Origin of the sequence: Enterobacter sp. Bisph1, assembly GCF_000814905.1 — a bacterium.
In the GTDB taxonomy this organism is placed as follows: Bacteria; Pseudomonadota; Gammaproteobacteria; order Enterobacterales; family Enterobacteriaceae; genus Kosakonia.
This window is the reverse complement of record NZ_JXAG01000035.1, coordinates 43,173-64,910: the sequence shown is the minus strand read 5'-3', so window position 1 is coordinate 64,910 and position 21,738 is coordinate 43,173. Positions and strand designations below refer to the sequence as shown.

General features: G+C 48.7%; 15 protein-coding genes. 10 read left to right on the top strand and 5 right to left on the bottom strand.

Annotated elements, in window-relative coordinates:
- Positions 1-254: 254 nt before the first annotated feature.
- The 5 genes from RW65_RS09585 to RW65_RS22860 all read left to right on the top strand — a co-directional run bounded on the left by RW65_RS09585 (position 255) and on the right by RW65_RS22860 (position 7,011).
- The gene (locus RW65_RS09585; RefSeq protein ID WP_039056503.1) at positions 255-1,730 is read left to right on the top strand and encodes a hypothetical protein; all 1,476 of its coding nucleotides are present in this window, start codon (positions 255-257) and stop codon (positions 1,728-1,730) included.
- A gap of 250 nt (positions 1,731-1,980) precedes the next feature.
- Complete coding sequence (locus RW65_RS09580; RefSeq protein ID WP_039056502.1) at positions 1,981-3,153, top strand: hypothetical protein; 1,173 nt, start codon at positions 1,981-1,983, stop codon at positions 3,151-3,153.
- Between the two features lie 311 nt (positions 3,154-3,464).
- On the top strand, positions 3,465-3,971 hold the full coding sequence (locus RW65_RS09575; RefSeq protein ID WP_039056501.1) for a hypothetical protein: 507 nt from the start codon (positions 3,465-3,467) through the stop codon (positions 3,969-3,971).
- Between the two features lie 151 nt (positions 3,972-4,122).
- Complete coding sequence (locus tag RW65_RS22865; RefSeq protein ID WP_197058878.1) at positions 4,123-5,016, top strand: hypothetical protein; 894 nt, start codon at positions 4,123-4,125, stop codon at positions 5,014-5,016.
- A 570-nt stretch (positions 5,017-5,586) separates the two neighbouring features.
- Positions 5,587-7,011, top strand: coding sequence for a hypothetical protein (locus tag RW65_RS22860; RefSeq protein ID WP_039056498.1), 1,425 nt, complete (start codon positions 5,587-5,589; stop codon positions 7,009-7,011).
- A 203-nt stretch (positions 7,012-7,214) separates the two neighbouring features.
- On the opposite strand, the gene RW65_RS09555 is transcribed toward RW65_RS22860, so the two are convergent.
- Positions 7,215-9,608: a phosphoketolase family protein gene (locus tag RW65_RS09555; RefSeq protein WP_039056497.1), complete on the bottom strand. Its 2,394-nt coding sequence runs from the start codon at positions 9,606-9,608 to the stop codon at positions 7,215-7,217.
- Positions 9,609-9,888: 280 nt separating this feature from the next.
- Here RW65_RS09555 and RW65_RS22635 point away from each other — a divergent pair, with 280 nt between their 5' ends.
- The 3 genes from RW65_RS22635 to RW65_RS09540 all read left to right on the top strand — a co-directional run bounded on the left by RW65_RS22635 (position 9,889) and on the right by RW65_RS09540 (position 12,369).
- Positions 9,889-10,470 (top strand): hypothetical protein, encoded by a 582-nt coding sequence (locus RW65_RS22635; RefSeq protein ID WP_156123988.1) that lies wholly within the window; start codon positions 9,889-9,891, stop codon positions 10,468-10,470.
- Positions 10,471-10,806: 336 nt separating this feature from the next.
- Positions 10,807-11,397 carry a hypothetical protein gene (locus RW65_RS09545; RefSeq protein ID WP_039056494.1) on the top strand — a complete coding sequence of 197 codons (591 nt, stop codon included), beginning with the start codon at positions 10,807-10,809 and terminating at the stop codon, positions 11,395-11,397.
- 381 nt (positions 11,398-11,778) lie between these two features.
- Positions 11,779-12,369, top strand: coding sequence for a hypothetical protein (locus RW65_RS09540; protein ID WP_039056493.1), 591 nt, complete (start codon positions 11,779-11,781; stop codon positions 12,367-12,369).
- A gap of 109 nt (positions 12,370-12,478) precedes the next feature.
- Here RW65_RS09540 and RW65_RS09535 read toward each other — a convergent pair whose 3' ends face one another.
- Positions 12,479-13,369: an oxidoreductase gene (locus RW65_RS09535; protein ID WP_039056492.1), complete on the bottom strand. Its 891-nt coding sequence runs from the start codon at positions 13,367-13,369 to the stop codon at positions 12,479-12,481.
- A 357-nt stretch (positions 13,370-13,726) separates the two neighbouring features.
- Here RW65_RS09535 and RW65_RS09530 point away from each other — a divergent pair, with 357 nt between their 5' ends.
- Entirely contained in the window at positions 13,727-14,770 is a 1,044-nt protein-coding gene (locus RW65_RS09530; protein WP_197058877.1) for a S66 family peptidase, read from the top strand.
- Positions 14,771-14,845: 75 nt separating this feature from the next.
- On the opposite strand, the gene RW65_RS09525 is transcribed toward RW65_RS09530, so the two are convergent.
- Positions 14,846-16,798 (bottom strand): glycoside hydrolase family 127 protein, encoded by a 1,953-nt coding sequence (locus RW65_RS09525; RefSeq protein ID WP_039056490.1) that lies wholly within the window; start codon positions 16,796-16,798, stop codon positions 14,846-14,848.
- Positions 16,799-16,808: 10 nt separating this feature from the next.
- Positions 16,809-18,206 carry an MFS transporter gene (locus RW65_RS09520; RefSeq protein WP_039056489.1) on the bottom strand — a complete coding sequence of 466 codons (1,398 nt, stop codon included), beginning with the start codon at positions 18,204-18,206 and terminating at the stop codon, positions 16,809-16,811.
- Positions 18,207-18,427: 221 nt separating this feature from the next.
- Between RW65_RS09520 and RW65_RS09515 the strand changes: the two genes are divergently transcribed.
- Positions 18,428-19,246 (top strand): AraC family transcriptional regulator, encoded by an 819-nt coding sequence (locus tag RW65_RS09515; RefSeq protein WP_039056706.1) that lies wholly within the window; start codon positions 18,428-18,430, stop codon positions 19,244-19,246.
- 95 nt (positions 19,247-19,341) lie between these two features.
- On the opposite strand, the gene RW65_RS09510 is transcribed toward RW65_RS09515, so the two are convergent.
- Positions 19,342-21,252: a methyl-accepting chemotaxis protein gene (locus tag RW65_RS09510; protein ID WP_039056488.1), complete on the bottom strand. Its 1,911-nt coding sequence runs from the start codon at positions 21,250-21,252 to the stop codon at positions 19,342-19,344.
- Positions 21,253-21,738 lie beyond the last annotated feature (486 nt).

Here is a 21,738-nt window from a genome sequence, read left to right as displayed (position 1 = left end):
TTACTAACAGAATGTTAAATGTAATCGTTTAAATCATAAAAAATAAAATTTTATCAGTTTTTTGCGTTCGAAATATACGTTAATATTTTTAAAGCTAATATAATGCATCATGTTTTACGCTTTAAAAAGATTCTGGCGTCATGATTTGGCCGGTAAATCGAAAAATCATTATTTAGATTTCCTCCTGATAACGAAGGAAGAATTTTTTCATGCTCAGGTTGTTTATTAGCGAGTATTTATAATGAGGGCAATATATGCGTAGAAATAGAATAGATCCGAAAGTCAATGGTATCCATGATGCGCTACACTTGAAGAAAGATAAAGCACTTATATCTGACAGAACAATGAATAAATTGCTGCAAATATTATATGATGACCTGCGCGATGCTCATAATATCGTATTTACAAATCACACAAGAGAAAGATTAGATAACCCGTCGGCACATCTAACCCGCGATCTTGCGGTGCGATTCATTCACCAGGCTGTACGACCCTATATTCCTCTGCCTGATGTACCGTTAGATATTGAAGCCCTGAATAGCCCGAGGTTGCTTCCAGGCGAAATTTGCAAGGTGCCCGGTTTTGATGTCTGCCGGGTGTTAATCGGAAAAATGTTTACTAAATTGCTTTTTTTACATGAACTACTCAAAGCAAAGGAGTTACTGAATGGCAGCCAATTTAACGCAACAGATCCCAGGCGCAGAGAGATTCTGGAATATATTAAACTCGTCGCCCAAAAGGTGGTGCAACAAGTAAAACAAGCTGTTACTGAAACAAGGTTAAAAATGCAAAGGATGGAATTATTTAGAAATGGACTTGACCATGTGTTCAATAATGCGGTGCTGGACAGCTATACCATTGATTTTTTGAATAATAAGACGCAAATAAATATGTTAAACAATGGAATTAGTATGGAACGGAAGGTTTATGACTTTCGTCCTCTGAGCACGACAGATTTACAAGAAAGAATTAATGAATTTTTGGGCATTGAGGGAGTGCCGGTAGCGTCGGCTCCTCCGCCTGCGCGGGTTGCTCCGGCTGCGCAGAGTTCTCGTTCTGCTCCGGTTACTCCTGCTGCTCCGGCAGCCCCGGTGGCCCGGGCTGCTCCGGTAGCTCAGGCTTCCTCATCAGCTCGTCGTTCCTCAGGCACACCGCCGCCATCGTCTTCTGTTCCTCTGCTTATTATTAATGACACTATTAGTCTGGAAGACTTTGTGAATTTGCCTGCAGGAATGAATGTTCTTCTTATCCCTGGCGCAACCCGTCAACAAATTACCAATGAGTTTAATGCTGCTGCGGCTGATGCGGCTGCAGAAGCCCGCGCGGCAGCAACTGCTGCTGATGCGCGTAGAGCGGCTGCCGCTGTTGGAGCTGAAGAAGCGGCGCGTGCTGCTGCCTCTGCCAGGCCTGCTGATTTCGGTGTTTCCACGACAACTCATGAGCAGATTAAAGAAATGGCGATGTGGGAAAAATTAAAGGATCTGGCTAATGAAAACAGCGTAAAATACCCGTCCGGGACGGAAGTGACTCTTTATTTTGTAAAGCAAGATAACGATGTTGACTGGTATACGAAAGAGGAGTGCCTGGATAAAAAACTTAATGCTACTGATTCGATCACGAAGCAAATTCCGACCGAAGAACAATATCGCATCGCGATGGAGCAGTTACGTCAAAAATATGTTCGAGAACGCGAAGCAGCGATTCACGCGCATATCGTAATGCAGCGATGATTCTGCCGTGCTGCGCTCTGGTTAGCTGTATTAAACTTTAATATCATAGGAATAACCCTGCGCGTCAGTGACAAGTCTGCAGAAAAAGACCTTTAACATGAACTTTTGAAAGGTCAAAGTATTTTTTAACGTTAGTTTTTATGTCTTTGAATTATAAAAATGAGGTTTATCATTTTAAATACCCTGTGAAATTTTAATATCAAATTCCCGTAATCAAACAGCAAAGGTAGTTATTCAATAAGGTGTTGTGATGTTTTCAAATAAAATTAATCCGCAAGTCAATAATATTTATGATTCACTGCGTTTGAAAGAAGATAAAAGTTTTTTATCCGCTAAAACTGTTAACAAATTATTGCAAATTTTATATGATGATCTCAAAGATGCAGCAAATATAGTTTTCACTTCTTCTACAAGGAGAAGATTTGATAATCCAGCGGCCCACTTAACCAGAGATCTTGCCGTGAGGTTTATCCATGACGTTGCGCGAAACAGCAGTTATTCCAATAATGATCGCCTGGCAAACGCGAGATTACCACCAGAAGAAATCTGTGGAATAGAAGGTTTTGAGGTCTGCAGGCTATTAATAGAAAAAATGTATACTAAAATATTTCTTTGGGAACAATTGTATAAGGCAATGCTTGCTCTGCGAGGAAGTAGCTATTTACAAACAGACCCAAACCGTAAAGAACTGCTGGAATTTATTACACACTCCTGGGATCAGTTGAATACGCACAGTCTTAGGATTACTTGTGCCACGCAATTAAAAATGCAGCAGATGGGGCTGATTGACGTTGATATAAGCTGTACTAATTTTCGTGATGTTGTAATGAGAAGTTTTGCTGTGGCCGTTGTAAATAATAAATCACGACTAAACATGAGACATATTGACATCAGCATGAAACGGAGAGTGGATAACATTGAACCACTTAGCACAAGGCAATTAAAAACTAATATTCAAGAGATTTTATTCGCGATGGGCCCGCCTCACGAACCATTTCGCCCAACTGGACTTCGTATTTCTGTTACCTCCCTTGCAACAGAACATGTTCATTCACGCCGTGAATCTCTTTCTAGCTTTTCTGCACTTAATTCTGAAGACAGACCAGCGCCAGTTGAAATCTCGTATGCTACTGATGAACAAATTAAAGCGATGGCGTGTTGGGAAAAGTTAAAGCACCTCGCTGTAAAATATAGCGATCAATATCAGCCTGGGGGCAAAGTGACACTTTATTATACAGGTGTTAATAATGATTTTGACTGGTATACAAAAGAAGAGTGTTTGCAGAATAATTATAATCAAACAGAGCCGACCGAAAAAGAAATCCCGACGGAAGAGCAGTACCGTATAGGCGTTGATTTACTACGCGAACAATATGACGCACATCGGGTGGAAATGACGGATTGGTTTATGCCCTTCGAGTAAAATGAAGAATAATTAACAGCTGCTTATGATATGCCCGCAGGGTGGCTGTTGAATATTAATTTACAAGGGCAAAGAGGGTTGAACCTGGTTGGCAGGTTAATATCCCGGCAAAGAAATAACGGTAGCCGCTATGACGCAGAAGCGTGACGGAAGATGCTGCCTTTTGTATTACATTATCATGATAAATCTAAATAACTTCCAAACCATTATCTTTTAAAATCAGATAAAATAAAATTTTATCATTCTTTTTTTCTTGTTCAATATGCCAGGGTTTCTTGTGAGAAAAATAACTTATCTTACCTGGAAAAAATATGCCTCTAAACAAAATAAATGCAAAGAAAAATGGGATTTATGATGCTCTGCTCATTGATCATAATGTTGATGTGCTCTCTGACACGACAGTCAATAAGTTATTGCAAATTTTACATGATGATCTTAGGAATGTAAGTAATATAGTTTTTGCGCACAGCGCAAGGAAAAAATATTATAATCCTGCAGCTTCACTCACCGCTGATATCGCACGCAGATTTATACAGAAAGCCGGTCGGAAAAATAATTTTGGTATTTTACTTGCTGCAGAGAGAGAATATTTAAATCATGAAAGACTTTTATACGAAAACCTGAGTGTGATGCCAGGATTTGAATCTTGTAAATACTTAGTGGAGAAAATGTTTTCAAAAATTCTTTTCTTGCAAGAACTTTTAAAAGCGAAAGATTTCTTGCGCGAAAGCCCTATTGTGCAAACTGACCAGAATCGCAATGAAATTCTTAGCTTTATTTCACGCGCTGAAGCAAAGGCTCACGAGCAAAAAAAATAATGCTATCTATGCGGCGATTATGAAAATGCATCGGATGGGGTTATTTCTTAGTGACTAGCTTGATGCTTTTACTCGGGTTGTTGAAAATTGCATTATCCCGCATTATAAAAATAATAAAAGCCAAATAAATATGAAAGGGTTGGGAGTCAATATGAAGCGGAAGGTCGGTACATTTCGGCCAATGAGTACGGATCGCTTAAAAGAACGTATTGAAAATATTTTATTGGGCGATGCTGTTTCACCTGCTTCAGGTGTAAGCCTTTGGTCAGGCGGCAGTTCAAGTAGTTTACGCAGTTCAATTAGCTCTGTGAGTTCTGGAAATTCTTATCTCTCCAGTGGTTCGAGTAGTTCTTCCAGCTCGAGTAGTTCTGGTCGTTCCCGTAGCTCTCGCGAATCTGTTAGTTCTTTAAGCTCTCTTGGCGCAGTAAGTTCTCATTCTGTTCGTTCCGTTTTTTCTATGTATTCTATTCATTCCGGGGATTCTCGGCTCTCTGGGCTCTCTGGGCTCTCTGGGTTCTCCGGGATTTCTGTGCTCTCGACGGGGGAGTCCTGCCGTTTTGGGCCTCGGCATTCTGGGCATTCTGAGCATTCTGGATTGTCTTTATATTCCGGATATTCTGGAAATACTTTTGGTCTTTCTCCCTCTCCTCCACCTATGTCTGCCAATGATGTCGCTGCATCTTATGCTAGCGCTCTCCTTGATGCCTCTTCTGCTGCAAATGCTGCTGCGAATGTTACCGAAATTTTGAGCACCGACTGGTTAGGTATAGAACTGGGACTTTGGGATAGGTTAATTCACATTAGCAACCGGGACAACGTAGGCTTTCAAAAAGGGGATGTTATCACCCTCTATTATACAGGCGAAGAAGGGGACTTAGACTGGTTTACGCATCAAGAGTGCTTAGTAAATGGTTATCCGCTTTCCAATCCAGCGACGCGGGTAATTCCATCGGAAGAAACATATATAAAAGAGGTTAATGAATTACAAAGGCTATATGATATTAGAGAACTTGTGCAAAACGATGGGTGGCAAACCCTCGACTGATCCCCATTCTCTGCGCGAGATTTAGCTCACTTTTGTACGAAGTATTTGCCGTTGCTCGACGGCCTCTAAGAGTGAATTTTGCCCTGACCTCTGTGCAACAACCAATTGCCCACGTAAATTTTATAGCTAATATCGCCTTTTATGCACCCTGCACTGAATCTGCAAGCCGTTTATGATAAACGGCTTCTCTGCAGGACTCACTGTGATAAATTTTCCCGTTTCGGCAATGTTGATTTAAGGTTCAACTCATTTACGGCTGATATCGCGGACGTCAGTCGTGCATACCGAAAGAAGCATCACTATCAGCGGTTTATTGTGTCCCTCATATTTTTAAATCATAAAAATAAATATTTATTCATTTGTTCAAAATGGTAAAAACGCCAGGTTCTTACATACTTGAAATTTCTCGTTGCCAACTAAAGGATTAAAAACTGTGTTTTTTGTTGACCTGTTTTTGAATTAAAAATAACTTTTCCTTTCGTTGTTTTTTAATTTATGTCACACCTGTAATTTTTCTTTATTTGGAATGCTATCAAAAATTTCTTGTCAAACATTCTATCCGGAGGAGATATGCTTTTTAAGAAAAAAATAAATGCCAGTGAAAATGGAATTTCCGATGCGCTCAGGCTGAAAGAAAAAACCAGAGCATTATCTGAAAAGACCTACAATAAATTACTGCAAATTATCTATGATGATCTTCGCGATGTAAGCAATATTGGCTATGCTAATAAAGTTATAAAGACCTTCAAAACACCGACCTCATACCTTACCTATGACATTGCTAAGCGATTTTTAGCCCTGGTTGGTCACAGAGACGCTCACTACCATGCACTTTTGCAGTACGAGCAGTTGTATCCCCGAAATATGACGGATGATGTGGATTTGGATCTCTGTCATCTTTTCGTGGAAAAAATGCTGTCAAAACTTTTTTTTCTTTACCAACTTGAGCAAGCCAAAGAGTTAATGTTAAAAAATATCTATTTTGATCGGGATCTTAAACGAATTGAAATTCATGATTTAATTCTTCGCATAGAGCAGCGAGTGATTAAACTTGCTAATGACGCAACTGAAGTGGCGATGAGAGCAATGGTGCAAAGGGATCTCATTACCCGTATTGATATCATTACCTTCAAGCAAGTGGTTGCAGACAGCGTTACGATGGAATTTATTAAAAATAAGTCTCGTATACAAATGGGTAATTATGAAATTAGTATGAAGCGGAAAGTGAAAGACTTTCGGCTTTTGAGTATACCGCAGTTGAAGGAAAATATAGCGCAACTATTACAGGATGATGCTGCTTCAATTCGTTCAGAGGGTTCGTATGCGTCGATTGCTGCCGTTGGCTCTGCAGATACAGTACGTTCAGTTGGTTCGGCAGCTTCAGTTCGTTCAGTGGGTTCATATGCTTCGATTGCTTCAGTTGCGACCTATGCGTCGATTGCTCCCATCTCTTCGGTAGAAGCGACGGCTTCGCATGGTACGGTTATTCCTCGTCCTCCTCACTCGTCTACATTTACTGTTGAAGCTGCTCATACCTTTCTGAAGGCTTATCTTGGCGATAATACATCCCTCTCTGGTACCAGCTATTTGGGTTCCGTTTCATCCCGTAGGTCCTTATCATCTAAAGTATCAAAAATTTCTATAATGTCACTCATTCCGCCCGCTTATGCTGATTCTCTTAACTTCCCTGAGGAGATGGTGACTGATGTATTATATGAGAAAATGAGTTTTTGGCAGAGGTTAGTAATACTTACACTTGAAGACACTGACAGATATAAACAAGGAACCATGGTTACGCTTTATTATACTGGCGAGAATAATGTTTATGCCTGGCATACACAAGAAGAGTGCTTTACATACCACTATCCATTGTCATTCGCGAACGAACGGGCAATTCCAACGAGAGAAGAGTGTGAAATGCATCTTTGTGCATTAGCAAAAAAATATGCGCGTCAACGCTCGAGTTTATATTCTCGAACGACCAGCCATGCGTAACTTACATATATATCAATCATGATCGGTTTGAGAGAGGTGAAGTCATAGGGGGCAGACATAAAGAGCAGTTCACAGGTATGAGTCAACAGCAAAAGTAGTTATTGCTACATCTCATTACTGGCAAAAGAGGATAAACCATCAAGCCGTTCATATGAGCGGCTTGATGGTCTGTAAAACGCAGCAATATACATCAATGTGCCAGATTACTCTGGCGCATCACTTTCTGCCTGCTGCGACGGCCATTTCCAGTTCTGAACCTCTGGCAAGTCTTCGCCATATTCGCGGACATACTGATGGTGAGCGGCAATTTTTTGCTGCAAATCTTCCAGAATGTTATCTGCTTTACCCTGTAAAGTGGGCAGGTGCAAAATAGCCGACTGCGCCAGGTGAAAACGATCCAGCTCGTTAAGCACCGTCATGTCGAAAGGCGTGGTGGTGGTACCTTCCTCCATAAAGCCATGAACATGAAAGTTACGTTGATTTTGGCGTGACCAGGTGAGCCGGTGAATCAAACTTGGGTAGCCGTGGAAGGCAAATATCACCGGCTTATCGGCGGTGAAGAGGGCGTCGAATGCCTCATCGCTCAGGCCATGTGGGTGCTGGTGATGCGTTTGTAGTGCCATTAAATCCACCACGTTGACGACCTGAATTCGTAAATCGGGCAGGTAATGACGCAACAAATCGACCGCCGCGAGGGTCTCCATCGTCGGAACATCGCCCGCGCAGGCCATCACCACATCCGGCGTTTCGTTGGGCTTCACGCTACCGGCCCAATACCAGATGCCCAGACCGTCGGCGCAGTGTTGTGCCGCATCAGCGAGATTGAGCCACTGCGGCGCAGGCTGCTTGCCCGCCACGATAACGTTAATGCGATCCCAGGTTTTCAGGCAATGGTCGGCGACACACAGTAGCGTGTTGGCATCCGGAGGCAGGTAAATGCGCACAATATCCGCTTTTTTATTGGCAACATGATCGATAAAACCGGGATCCTGATGGCTATAGCCATTGTGATCCTGACGCCAGACATGAGAAGAGAGCAGATAGTTGAGTGAGGAGATTGGCGCGCGCCAAGGCAGCTTGCGCGTCACCTTGAGCCACTTCGCATGTTGATTAAACATCGAGTCGACAATATGGATAAACGCTTCATAACAGTTAAACAGACCGTGTCGGCCGGTGAGTAGATACCCCTCAAGCCAGCCCTGACACTGATGTTCACTCAAAATCTCCATTACCCGGCCATCGCGAGCCAACTGCTCATCATAGGGCATAAGCGGCTCTTGCCATGTGCGGCTGGTCACTTCAAACACTTTGCTCAACCTGTTCGATGCGGTTTCGTCGGGACCAAAGAGACGGAAATTATCGCGGTTGCGCTGGAAAATCCCCGCCAGGTAATTCCCCAGCGCGGCGGTGGATTCGGCCTGCGTTTCGCCCGCTAAGCGAACTTCCACGGCATAGTGTTGCAGCTCTGGGGTTATCAGCTCTTTTCGCAATCGACCGCCGTTTGCCCACGGCGATGCGCCCATCCGTTTGTCGCCCTTTGGTGCCAGTGCCTGGAGCTCCGCTTTCAGTTGCCCGGATTCATCAAACAGATCTTCCGGCTGATAGCTGCGCATCCACCGTTCCAGCAGTTGCCGGTGTTCCTCGTTTTCGCGACAAGAGAAGACCGGCACCTGGTGGGCGCGCCAGAAATCTTCCACTTTTTTACCGTCTACGGTTTGTGGGCCTGTCCAGCCCTTCGGGCTGCGTAAAATGATCATCGGCCAGCGCGGCAAGGAAGTTTGTGCATTACCGCTACGTGCATGTTGCTGATAAACACCGATGGCGTTCAGGGCCTGCTCCAGGGTTTGCGCCATTTGTCGGTGCATATCGACCGGTTCATGGCCGCTGACAAACAGCGGCTCGTAGCCATAACCGCGAAACAGTTGTTGCAGGTTCTCTTCGCTTGCGCGCCCGAGAATCGTTGGATTGGCAATTTTATATCCGTTGAGGTGCAGGATCGGTAGCACCGCGCCATCGCGGGCGGCATTAAGAAATTTTATGCCATGCCAGCTGGAGGCCAGCGGGCCGGTTTCCGCTTCGCCATCGCCAATCACGCAGGCGGCGATCAGCGACGGGTTGTCAAATACCGCGCCAAAGGCATGAGAAAGGGAATAGCCCAGCTCGCCGCCTTCATTAATCGAACCCGGGGTTTCCGGTGCCGCATGGCTGGGTATGCCGCCGGGGAAGGAGAACTGGCGAAACAGCTTTTTCATGCCCTCGGCATTCTGCGCTATCTGCGGATAAATTTCGCTATAGCTCCCCTCAAGCCAGGTATTCGCCACCATTCCTGGTCCGCCATGACCGGGGCCGCAGATATAAATCATGTCGAGATCGCGCAGGCGAATAGCGCGGTTTAGGTGGGCATAAATGAAGTTTAACCCCGGCGTGGTGCCCCAATGCCCCAGCAGACGCGGCTTGATATGTTCCGCTCTGAGAGGCTCGCGCAGCAAAGGGTTATCCATCAGGTAGATTTGCCCGACCGAGAGATAGTTGGCCGCGCGCCAGTAGCGATCGAGTAGCCCAATGTCGTGGTCAGTAAAAGACGATATCTGTGTCATGCATTCCTCGCGTCGTCAGAAATGGCTTTCGCAGGCCAAAAAATTCCCTTTAAGCCTGGCACATAATATTTTGTGATGACGAAATGAGCGTTGCTGATGTTCTCTATGGGGAAAGGCAAAGCTAAGCGTTGTTCTTCTAGCAGGATCAGCTTACGGATGCGGTGGCGACTGAAGCATACAATTTTGTATAAGCGGTCATGTTTTGCTAACAACTGACTGAGCATGGCACCCGCAGGGAGTAAACTTAAGGTGGCTATGACTCAAGAAAAGGAAGTTTTATATGAAATGGGATAATGTTGCCATACTCATCCTTGATGAAATAGATTCAACGATCGAGTCTACGGTTTTAAGTTGTTTGAGGAGATACCCGAATAGCTACCTGGTCAGTAAATATGAACCCAAAAAAACGTCTCCTTTAAACCATGCCAAAGCAGCAAGTGCAAATATTTTAGAAGCACATCTAACTCTGTTTTCGAAATTAATTATTATTGGACATGGGGCACCACACAGTTGCGCTCGCTATTATCCCGATCGTCTGGCTTACTATCTGCGATGTTTAGGCGTAAGAACGGTGGGTTTAATCTCATTCAAATCATGTGATATTGGTAATAGTATTTTTCTTGAGAACTTCGCTTTTGAATGCGTGAAAGTAAATATCCAACTTGGCTGGTGTATTGGCTATAAAGGAACAGTACATCCTTTCATGGGGCATTTCGTCATTGGTGAAATACCTTTTGATATGTTTTTGCGTTTCGCCACCTGCGGCTGGCTGAAACTACCGGATGCGATGAGAGTAAAAGTGGTTCGCGGTTCAGCAGCAATCCCCAACCCTTTTTACACGAAACTGGGCAAACGTTTTTGAGTCATTGAGTACCGCTTAAGATGGCAGTGATAACCCGCCACACGGCTTCGATCCTTTGTTCAAAAAGAGATGAACGCTACCGATGTCAACTCTTCGCACCCTGCGTCGAGGCGATTTAGACAGTGCCATCGCTTCGTTGGTGACGCGGGCATTGTCTGCCTGGCGATGCCGGGCTGCGTGGTCGGGCATCTTCACTACGGTAACCTTAACGCTGAAGCGATAAAGCCCACATAATTTGTATCAGCGATCATGTTTTGTTCGCGCAATAAATGAAGGTGGGAAAAGGAGAGGCTAGACTTAAAGTCGCTATTTCTTTTGTTCAAAAGGAGATTTGACATGAAATGGAACAGAGTAGTCATACTTATTATTGATATAATAGATAGGGTAATTGAGACGACGGTATTAAACAGTCGAATGAAATATCCTGACAGTTATGTCGTTTGCAAACACGCTCCGGGAGATGAATCGTCATTAGATAATTACGAAGTTGCGAATAAAAAGTGCCTTTCTGAGAGTTTGGATATATATTCAAAGCTCATTATTGTGGCGCATGGAAAACCCTATCGATGTGGTTCATACTCAGCTTCTCGGTTGGCTATTTATCTGAAGTATTTAGGGGTTAAAAATGTAGGGCTTATTTCCTTTAAGTCATGCCATATTGGGGTGGGTAATTTTCTTGAAGAGTTTGAGGCAGAATGTCGAAGGATGTTTATTTTTATTGGATGGTGTTTAGGTTATAAAGGAAGTATGACGCCGTTCAGAGGTCATTTGGTTATAGATGAATTTCCGCTTGATAAACTTTTGCGTTACTCAAGTTGCGATTTGCTAAAATTACCAGACTCCTCAAGGATAAAGGTGATTCGCGGTGCAGCAATTATCCCCAACTGCTTTAGGATAGGCTTGGGCAGGCGTTTTCCTCAAAAGTAACCTGATTTCTTTGCCATATAGTTATGTTTGGTAACTCATAGCTTCTCTCAAGCGCCCTTCCTGATGGGGTCATATCCCCAGTTGAAGGGCACTTTGTTTACTCAGTGCCACAGCGTATTTCCCGCAGGTGCAGAAAGCGTGCTTGCCTGTCTCAGCCCGGTCCTTCGCTGCCTGCCGCAGTAGCGAAACCACCACGTCGCCGACAGGCGTGGCGATGCCGGGCTGCGTGGTCGGGCATCTTCACTACGGTAACCTTAACGCTGAAGCGAAAAAGTGCTTTTATTTTGTCTTAGCGAACTTTTTCTGAATAAAAGTGAGCCTCGAAGAGAGTTCGTCTAAACTTAATGTCGCTATTCATATCGGTGAAAAGGGAGCTTTGACATGAAATGGAATAACGTCGCCATACTTGTGCTCAGTAAAATAGATTTTGCCGTTGAAACTACCGTATTCAATTGCCTGAGAAATTACCCAAGCAGTTATTTGGTAAGCAAATATCCGCCTGAAAAAGGGTCGGCTTTAAAAAATGTTGAGCTGGCCGTTGGCGGTATTTTAACATCAAAACTTACGCTATTCTCCAAGCTGATTATTGTGGCTCATGGCACGCATGATACCTGTGGACTCTATTTTCCGGGCCTGTTAGCTGTTTATCTAAATTATCTGGGTGTCAGGAAGGTGGGTCTGATTTCTTTCAAAGTGTGCAGTATTGGCGAGGGGTTGTTTCTTGAAACCTTTGCTCATGAATGCATAAAATACAATATTGAATTTGGCTGGTGTCTTGGATATCGCGGCTCAGTTCACTCTTACCGCAATCATTTAGCCCTTTGCGATTCCACGATGGATAATATTTTGCGTCTCGTCAGCTTCGGCCAGCTAAAATTATCTGATGATCAGAGAGTAAAGGTGGTTCGCGGTGCTGCTCTGCTCCCGGACCCGTTTTGTGCAAAACTCGGCAGGCGTTTCGCCAATAAATAGCTTATTTCCAGCAGCCTGTCAGGGGGAGGGCATCCCCGCCTGACAGGGCGATCTTTTACTCAATGCCGTAACGCATTTCCCGCAGGTGCAGAAAGCGTGCTTGCCTGTCTCAACCCGGTCCTTCGCTGCCTGCCGCCAGCAGCGGAACCACCACGTCGCTGACAGGCGTGGCGATGCCGTGCCGACGCCCGTAGCGCTGAATCACGCCGTTGCGGATATCCCATTCCAGCGGGCGGTTCGCCTGGCGGTCGGCGAGAATCGAGGTGCCTAAATCTGCCGGCGCACGGTGAAACACCTCCACAATCTCCTGCGCGACGCTATCCGCCAGCTGCGCTCCTTCGGCGCGGGCGACCGTCAGGCATTCACGCAGATAGGCCAGCGCCAGTTCGCTGATATCCGGGCGGGAAAAGATCCCGGCGCGACGATTGGCCAGCACCATCAATCCGGCGACCGCATTTTGCAGCAGCTTGCGCCATGCAACAGTGGTGAAATCCTGTGATAGTTCAACGGCGCAGCGTGTCCCGCTCAGGGCCGCGACAACCTGTTGTGCCTGCGGCACATCCGGCAGCGTCAGGCGCGGGCTGGCGCGTAACCAGACCGATGCGTCCGGTTCACGCTGCGCAGGAAACCACACCACGGACGGCAGCACCGTTGCGCCATTGACCCAGCGCGCAAGCTGATCTTTCTGCTCGACGCCGTTTTGCAGCGCACACACGACAGTGTTGGTATTACACAATGCCGAAAGCCAGGCGGCGCACTCATCCACCTGGGTGGTTTTCACCGCCACAAACAGCAGATCGCACGGTTGGGTAAGGGTATGAGGATCGTTTAACACCGGTCCCGGTACCACAATTTCACCGTCATCATAGCGTAGCGTCAGCTGTGGATGGGCCGTACGCCCACACAGCAGCGGCGTACGGCCAGCCTCATGCAGCACAGCCGCAATGGTGGTGCCGATAGCACCGGGACCCAGAAGTGCAATGGTGGGCGAGTGGGGCATAGCATTCTCCTGATTCTGTAAATGAAAGACAGCCTGGCAAAAATGCGCGAGTTGTTGAATTAGCACCCGCACAATAACGCCAGGTTATTCACGCAGTAAAGTAATCCATTGTACGGCGATAGCGCTCAACAACGGCGCTTCCTGCATTGGTGTGCAGGTAGCGCCTTGACCCGGTGGCTGCGACCAGTATCGGTAGTTTTTGCGGGCAGTGTTTAAATGTTAAGTTCTTACCGCGCCACTTTTTAGACCAGCGATGACTACACTGTTTTTCTCACCCGCGCGGTGAAGGTTGAACGATAAACGTGTGCAGAACGGCGCCGTGACCGCGCTGTTTAGCCGGCAATATTGAGGAGTACGATGGCTAACGTTAACCCTCCGCTGTTAGCGACACCGCTGGCAGCGGGCGACACCATAGGTTTTTTCTCTGCCTCCGCCCCGGCAACCGTCACCGCGGCAAACCGCTTTCAGCGCGGGAAACGCTTTCTTGAACAGAAGGGATTCAGGCTTAAAGCGGGTCAACTGACCGGCAAAACGGATTTCTACCGTTCGGGTTCGATTAAGGAGAGGGCGCAAGAGTTCAATGCGCTGATCCGCGATCCGCAGGTGCGCTGTGTGATGTCAACCATCGGCGGCAGCAACAGCAATGCGCTACTGCCCTATATCGACTATGACGCGTTAATCGCTGATCCCAAAATCATCGTTGGCTACTCCGATACCACCGCCTTGCTGGCGGGGATTTACGCAAAAACGGGGTTAATTACCTTTTATGGGCCTGCGCTGGTGGCCTCTTTAGGTGAATTTCCTCCGCTGGTGGATATCACCTGGACCAGCTTTAGCGATATCGTCACCAAACGCCAGTCGGGGCATTACGCCTATACGCTGCCGGAAAAATGGACCGATGAGCGGCTCAACTGGGATGATACAGAGCCCGTGCGCCCGAAAGTCCTGTACGACAATCAATGTCGGTTTATCGGCAAAGGCATCATTCAGGGCCGGGTAATAGGCGGTAACTTGAATACCTTATCGGGCATTTGGGGCAGCGTTTGGATGCCGGAAATACGTCCGGGCGATATTTTGTTTATCGAAGACAGTTTAAAAGATATTGCCACGGTGGAACGTTCGTTGGTGATGCTGAAATTGAACGGTATTTTCGACAAGGTCTCGGCGATTCTGTTGGGTAAGCACGAGTTGTTCAACGATGCCGGGAGCGGGCGCACGCCCTATGAGGTATTGCGAGAAGTGTTAGACGATACAGACCTTCCTATTGTCGACGGTTTCGACTGCTGCCATACCCATCCCATGCTGACGCTGCCCCTTGGCGCAACGCTCGCCATCGATTTTGACAACTCCACCGTCACACTGGTCGAACCCTGGCTGGCCGCCGACCCGCATCGTCCTTAAGCAAACGGCGCTTATCGCGCCCGTTATGTTATGCGTTTAAACGCCGCGCGGGATGCGCGGCGTAGTACCGGGGCGTTAAGCTTCGTCCACCCAGATGCGCATTTCGCCCTCGCCGCGGTTGGCCCAGCTAAACCACGGGATAAAGGTCAGGGTTTGCGCCTCATGCGTAACAGGCGACCGATCGTACTGCCACAGGGATTGACCGTCGGCGCTGGCGCTGCGCCTTACCCCTTGTGCCTGCAGCAACACCTTATGGGCGAAAATGCCGCTGCCTTCAAAGGTCTTAAACGCGCTTTCAACGGGCAGTAGCAGGTTATGCAACCCGTTGCCGTTATCCGCCTCTTCCAGGCAGTAAACCAACGGCCCGCGCTGGATGGCGACCTTCCCGGCCTGCTGGCGCACCTGCGGGTTGCCATAGACGCGGCGTACCGGCATCGGCAGCGTTAACACCAGCGAATCGCCCTCCTGCCAGTGACGGGACAGATAGAGATAACCTTTACGCACTTCTGCGTTGACCGCTTCGCCATTCAGCGTCAGCTGCGGGCTATCGCACCAGTCCGGCAGGCGCAGCGCCAGGGTATGCGATACGGAAACCGGGGAGGTGATATCGATAATGACCTGTTCCTGCCACGGGTAATTGCCGCTGATCCGCAGCTGTAGCGTGTTATCTCCAACCGGAATGGAGACGCTATTGCCGACATAGAGATTGATAAACAGCGTCTCGGGCTGAGCGGTGTAGATATAATGGCCGAGAGACGTCAGTACGCGGGCGATATTGGGCGGGCAGCAGGCGCAGCCGAACCAGCGCTGGCGCACCGGCTTAACATGATCGTAGATATGATTAAACTTAAGTGCTTTCGGCTGCACTTCCAGCGGATTCACGTAGAAGAAGTGTTTACCATCCAGCGCCATGCCGCCCAACACGGTGTTATATAACGCGCGCTCCATCACGTCGGCATACTGGCTATCCGCTTCCATTTCCAGCATGCGCCGGGCGAACATCATCAGGCCAATCGAGGCGCAGCTCTCGGCATATACCGTATCATTTGGCAGATCGTAGTCGCTACTGAAGGCTTCGCCGCTGCTTTGTGAACCAATGCCGCCGGTAATATAGAGCTGGCGCTGGGCCATGTTTTGCCACAGCCGCAGGCAATCCTGGCGTTTACCTTCGTCATTGCTCAGGCGCGCAAGATGGGCAACGCCGGTCATCAGGTAGACAAAACGCACTGCATGGCCGACGGCAGCGGGCTGCTCTGCCAGCGGCACATGGGCCTGACTGTAGGCTTTGTCTTTCACCATCCATGCCGGACCGTAAGTGTTCCAGTAAGAGGTTCTGCCGCGCTTCTCATATTCGATATCGTAGAAATGCGGCTGCTTGCCCCGCTCCTCCACAAAGTAGTTCGCCAGCGCCAGATAGCGCGGCTCCTGGGTGACATCAAACAGTCGCATCAGCGCCAGTTCAATCTCCGGGTGGCCCGGATAACCCTTGAGCTGCTCCGCACCCGGCCCGAATACGCTATCGATATGGTCCGCCAGCTTGCGCACCACCTCCAGCAGACGACGTTTACCGGTCCCCTGGAACCAGGCCACGCCCGCCTCAATCATATGCCCGGCGCAGTAAAGCTCATGGCACTCCGCCAGATTAGTCCAGCGTTCAGCGGGGGCTTTGAGGGTGAAATAGGTATTTAAATAGCCATCGCTGCACTGGGCTTTGGCAATGATTTCAATAACTTCATCTGCGGTCTTTTCCAGCGCCGCATCGGGCTGTTGGCACAGGGACCAGGCCACCGCCTCCAGCCATTTGGCAACATCGCTATCCTGAAAAACCATGCCGTAAAATTCACCGTGCTCAAGGCCGGCGGCGATACGGAAGTTAGCGATGGCATGGCTCGGCTCGGCTTCGCTAATGCGGTCATTAAGGGCATCCCACTGATAGGGGATCACCACATCACGCACCAGGCGCTGATACTGGCCGAGAAAGGGATCGCTGATTTTAAGCTGATGCAGGTCGGTTTCCATAACGGTCATTCTTTTCTCCTCAGGACTGAACGTGACGCTGACGCAGGTCGGTAGCGATGCGCGCCATCATAGGATTATTAAGTCTGCACCAGCGCAAAGAGACGGCCAGCAGCAGATGAAAAAGGGCAGGCAGCAGAGTTTCCATAGCACCGATCCCCTGTAACGACGCGGGCGTCTGATTCTCGATGCCGGGCTGATAGGCAACGAAAATAAACAGCAGGCTGATAATGCCGGCGCTGGAAGCCCATGCCAGCTTGATAAAAAACAGGTTGAAGGCGAAATTCATGCCTGACGAACGCACGCCGTTTTTCCACTCGCCGTAGTCATCGGCGAAGGCCATTAATGAGAAGTGCAGCGGTAAGGTAAAGCCGAGGATCACACCGTTACCGAGTATCACCGCCAGCCACAACATTTGATGCTGGAGCCCGGCGGGTAAAAACCACATGCCTGCAGCCAGCACTGCCAGCACCAGGTTGGTATATAAGTAGAGTTTTACGGTATCGAGGCGGCGCGACAACGGGTTAACGATCACCGCACCGAGAATAGCCGCAAAGGTCACCATAGTGAAAAACAGCGAGGTGTACGCGGTGCTGCCTTGCAGCACGTAGGTAATAAAGTACATATAACCGCCGCCGCGAATGTTAAAGACATTAATCAGCAGGAACGACATCACCAGCATCAGTAACAGCTGATCGTTTTTACGTAGCCCCTGAAAATGTTCGCGCAGGGTGAATTTGCCCAGCAGCGCCAGCGGTACCCGCTCACGTACCCAGAAAAAACAGCATAAAAACATCGCCACGGCGAGGGTACACAACACGCCGACGCCCATTTGGTAGCCCTGCGCGGTATTCCCTTTTCCAAGCACCACCACCAGCCACGGCAGGCCGACGGAAACCAGAAATCCGGCGATACCGCACAGCACAAAGCGCCACGACTGACAGGAGAGCACCTCCGTATGGCGCGTGGTCATAGTGTTAATCAGCGCGCAATAGGGCACATTGATCGCCGTATAACCGATAGAGAGCAGCAGGTAGGTGCCAAACGCCCAGGCAATTTTCACCCCCATTCCCGCATCGGGAACCGTAAAGGTAAGCACGCCGATAATGCCGATCGGTAGGGCAATCCATAACTGCCACGGCCGGAAGCGCCCCCAGCGGCTTTGCGTGCGGTCGGCAATCACGCCCATTATCGGATCGGAAATCGCATCAAATACCCGCAGCGCGATAAAAAGCGTACCGACCAGCGCGGGCGTGAGGCCGAAAACGTCGGTGTAGAAAAAGGTTAAAAAGTTCATGATAAGGCAGGTGATTACCGTACCGCCCGCGTCGCCCAGCCCATAACCGATCTTTTCGCGAATCGACAGGCGAGCATCTGTTGCTGGTTGTGCAATATCTTGTGTAATCGGAGTTGCAGTCATCGGGTAACTCTCCGTCATTGTTTTTTATAGCGTCATGAAGGTACGTGATTAATTCTGCGCGCAATCCCGATGGCGACAAGGGTAGAGAAAAGTATAAAAAGATAACGATTCCGACCTGATAATCAAAGTGTGATTCCGATCGGGAAAGATGAGTTAAAATCATTAATAATCAATAAGAAGAGCATAAATAGCGGGATTAAATAAGCGAATAACACATGTCGATGCTTGAATTATCCATAACGTTTCCGATCAGAGTGCAAAATGGCGGACTGTTTATTTCCCGCGGCAAGGGGCGGCATCCGGGGCGGAAACTCGACTCATGGGAAATCATCTTTGTTGAAAAAGGGACTTTAACGCTGCGGGAAGAGGAGAAGGAATTTACGGTCAATGCCGGCGAAACGCTGCTGCTTTGGCCGCAGCGTTATCATGTTGGCAGCGAGGATTTCCCGCCGGATTTGCGCTTTTACTGGCTGCATTTCGACATCACCGAGGGCGCTAATGCCCGGCAGGATGCAAAGCCGCTGGCGTTAATACAGCATTGTCGTACTGTCGATCCGCAATATCTCACCTCGCTGTTTCGCCAGTTTCTCACCGAGCAAGAAAAAATAGAGCGCAGCGCGGCGCTTGAATTAATTGTGCTATTGATTCTGCAACAAATGACCCAGGCCGCACGTCAGGAGAAACAGGGTAACGAGGCGGGAATTGCGCTGGCGTGGAAAGCGCAGCAGCTGATTCGCACCCGCTTTCATCTGGCCATCACCACCTCACAGTTGGCGCAGGAGCTGCACTGCAATGCGGACTATCTGGGCCGGGTCTATCGGCGGGTATTCCATTTAACCCTGACGGAAGCCATCCAGCGCCAGCGCGTGCGCGCCGCGGAGAAAATGCTGGTAAGTCACGCCGTCTCCCTCAAAGAGGTCGCCGTCGCCTGCGGATTCAATAACGTGAGTTATTTTCGCCAGATCTTTCGCAGGCATACCGGCTTGACGCCTGCCGTCTGGAAACAGCGATACTGCAAAGAGCATATTAATACGGCGTAACGGCCCTTACTGCTGCGCGGCAGTCAACGAGAAGGGGAAGCCCTGACGGATAAAACGTTGTGCCCTGCCAGCCGCGACAGGGCACGTTTAACCTGTCAGAACGATTCCCAGTCGGCCCCGGTGGTCGCGGCGGCGGCAGGTCTGAGTTTACCCATGCTTTTCATTACCGGTTTTTTCACCGGCGAGGCCCGGTCGTTGCTCAGTTTGAATATTGAAACCAGCTGCGACAGCTGTTCGGCCTGCTGTTCCAGCGACGAGGAGGCCGCAGACGACTCCTGCACCAGCGCCGCGTTCTGCTGGGTCGTCGAATCCAGTTCCGTCACCGCTTTGCCTATCTGATCGATGCCCCGGCTCTGCTCGTCCGACGCATCGGAGATCTCATTCATGATGCCGCTGACGTTGGTCACGGACGAGACAATCTGCTCCATGGTGCTGCCCGCTTTGTTGGCCATTTCTGCACCCGTCAGCACGCGCTGTACGGACTCGTTAATTAAGCCTTCGATCTCTTTTGCCGCCTGCGCGCTGCGCTGGGCCAGGCTTCTCACCTCGCTCGCCACCACGGCAAAGCCGCGGCCTTGTTCACCGGCCCGCGCCGCCTCAACGGCGGCGTTGAGCGCCAGAATATTGGTCTGGAAGGAGATCCCGTTAATCACGCTGATGATTTCGGTGATTTTGTTCGAACTGTCGGTAATATTTTGCATCGTGCTGACCACCTCCCCGACTATCTTACCGCCGGTACGCGCATGTTCAGCGGCCACGCCGGCAAGCTGGCTCGCTTCGCGGGCGTTTTCGGCATTACGCTTCACGGTAGAGGTGAGCTCTTCCATACTGGCCGCCGTTTCGACCACCGCCGCCGACTGCTCTTCGGTTCGCGAGGCCAGGTCGGTATTGCCGGCGGAAATATCAGAAGAGGCACTGGCGACATGGATAACCGACTCTTTAATTTGCGCGATCATCTCACGCAGCTTATCGTTCATCATTCCCATCGCCATGGTCAAACGTCCCAGCTCATCGGTCGACTGCGGTTCGATGACGGCGGTCAGATCTCCCCCGGCAATGCGTTCCGCCAGGGTCAGGTTGTGTTTGATCTGCCGGGTCATCTGGCGGGTCAGCAGCCAGGCGACGAGTAACCCTGTCAGCACGGCGCAGGCGGCAACCAGCGCCATTATCAGCATTACCCGCTGGATAATATCGATATTTTTTTGCGTCTGGCTGTTCACCAGGTTATTGGTCAGGGTATTAATTTTTTCCGCCACCACGGTCAGATCCATAGAGGCTTTTTGCGACGCTTGTAGCCCTGTAGTGTAAGCGTCAATGTTCGCCTGGATACCGTTAAGAAAACCGAGCGCCATCGCTTTATCTTCAGGGGTAATAGTGAGGTTACCGGCCTGCAGGATCTGTAGTGCGTCGCGTCGCTCACGGGCAAAAATCTCTATACCCTGTTTGCCGTTCGTTGATTGGATCTCATACACCGTTATCCAGAGATTATTCAAACGATTCAGTAAAACGAGCTCATCTTTTGTAATACTATCCTGATGGGCTAAACGGTCAGTGAACTGATCCAGCAGCGCTTTTAGCTGTGGGTCGGTTAAGCGATTAAAATTCTCCACGGTGAAGGTTTCCAGCTTAATAAAGTTATCGCGCGAGCTGGCATACAGCGGAATCGTCGTGCGCAATTCATCAAACATCACCTGCGCATCGCTATCCCAGCTAAAATTCATCCCTTCCGTTGCTTTTAGATCCATTTGGGCAATCGCATCGCGGTTCGCCTGCAGCGCCTTTTCATCATGATTAAGCTGGTAGGTCAACCGGTTGCGCCGTGCGGTATTGAGATCGTAACTGATATCACCGATCAATTTGCCTTTTAAGGCGTGATCGCGAATGGTTGACGACTGCTGAATACTGATCAGCGAAGATAAGACGATAATAACTATCAATACTGCAAAACCGCCAAATAACTTGGCGGCAACCGGCAGGTTTTTAATAGCGGGTAATACCTGTGCCATAGAGGAATCCTCAGTAACCGTGACTGGAATTTAAAAAATATTTTTTATTGCCTGTTGAATTGCCGCAATGTGCTTTATTTTCACAAACGCAGGGGCAGCAGTTATCAGGATCCTTATCGTCAGGGTGCATAGTTAATTTAATTTAATCGGTGAGAAAGGTGATCTGTGTAAATATTTTCTCGATTACGCAATTAATATGATATATTCTCCGTTCGTTTATTTCACAAGCCGGATAATAGTTAACCTGTTAATGATATTCAGGCGAAATAAAAAGTCGGCACAAATAAAAATAGTCCGCTTAAACCACGTTTATTCACAATAAAACTCAACCGCAAGCAAACAGTGCCGATACTCTCTTCACCGCAACAATCGATGCTGGAAAGGTGATGAACGCCTCTTTATCACTCGCCCGGCTGATGACGCTGGAAAGAAACGGCGGCACGTAACCCGATGAGACGTCACGCCGGTAGAAACCGTGCGGGCGGC

What these genes read in the sequence shown, in the direction of transcription:
- RW65_RS09575 (WP_039056501.1), top strand. Translation starts at nt 3,465, where the DNA reads ATGCCTCTAAACAAAATAAATGCAAAGAAAAATGGGATTTATGATGCT.
- RW65_RS09555 (WP_039056497.1), bottom strand. Translation starts at nt 9,608, where the DNA reads ATGACACAGATATCGTCTTTTACTGACCACGACATTGGGCTACTCGAT.
- RW65_RS22860 (WP_039056498.1), top strand. Translation starts at nt 5,587, where the DNA reads ATGCTTTTTAAGAAAAAAATAAATGCCAGTGAAAATGGAATTTCCGAT.
- RW65_RS09545 (WP_039056494.1), top strand. Translation starts at nt 10,807, where the DNA reads ATGAAATGGAACAGAGTAGTCATACTTATTATTGATATAATAGATAGG.
- RW65_RS09580 (WP_039056502.1), top strand. Translation starts at nt 1,981, where the DNA reads ATGTTTTCAAATAAAATTAATCCGCAAGTCAATAATATTTATGATTCA.
- RW65_RS09520 (WP_039056489.1), bottom strand. Translation starts at nt 18,206, where the DNA reads ATGACTGCAACTCCGATTACACAAGATATTGCACAACCAGCAACAGAT.
- RW65_RS22865 (WP_197058878.1), top strand. Translation starts at nt 4,123, where the DNA reads ATGAAGCGGAAGGTCGGTACATTTCGGCCAATGAGTACGGATCGCTTA.
- RW65_RS09530 (WP_197058877.1), top strand. Translation starts at nt 13,727, where the DNA reads ATGGCTAACGTTAACCCTCCGCTGTTAGCGACACCGCTGGCAGCGGGC.
- RW65_RS09535 (WP_039056492.1), bottom strand. Translation starts at nt 13,369, where the DNA reads ATGCCCCACTCGCCCACCATTGCACTTCTGGGTCCCGGTGCTATCGGC.
- RW65_RS09585 (WP_039056503.1), top strand. Translation starts at nt 255, where the DNA reads ATGCGTAGAAATAGAATAGATCCGAAAGTCAATGGTATCCATGATGCG.
- RW65_RS09515 (WP_039056706.1), top strand. Translation starts at nt 18,428, where the DNA reads ATGCTTGAATTATCCATAACGTTTCCGATCAGAGTGCAAAATGGCGGA.
- RW65_RS22635 (WP_156123988.1), top strand. Translation starts at nt 9,889, where the DNA reads ATGAAATGGGATAATGTTGCCATACTCATCCTTGATGAAATAGATTCA.
- RW65_RS09510 (WP_039056488.1), bottom strand. Translation starts at nt 21,252, where the DNA reads ATGGCACAGGTATTACCCGCTATTAAAAACCTGCCGGTTGCCGCCAAG.
- RW65_RS09540 (WP_039056493.1), top strand. Translation starts at nt 11,779, where the DNA reads ATGAAATGGAATAACGTCGCCATACTTGTGCTCAGTAAAATAGATTTT.
- RW65_RS09525 (WP_039056490.1), bottom strand. Translation starts at nt 16,798, where the DNA reads ATGACCGTTATGGAAACCGACCTGCATCAGCTTAAAATCAGCGATCCC.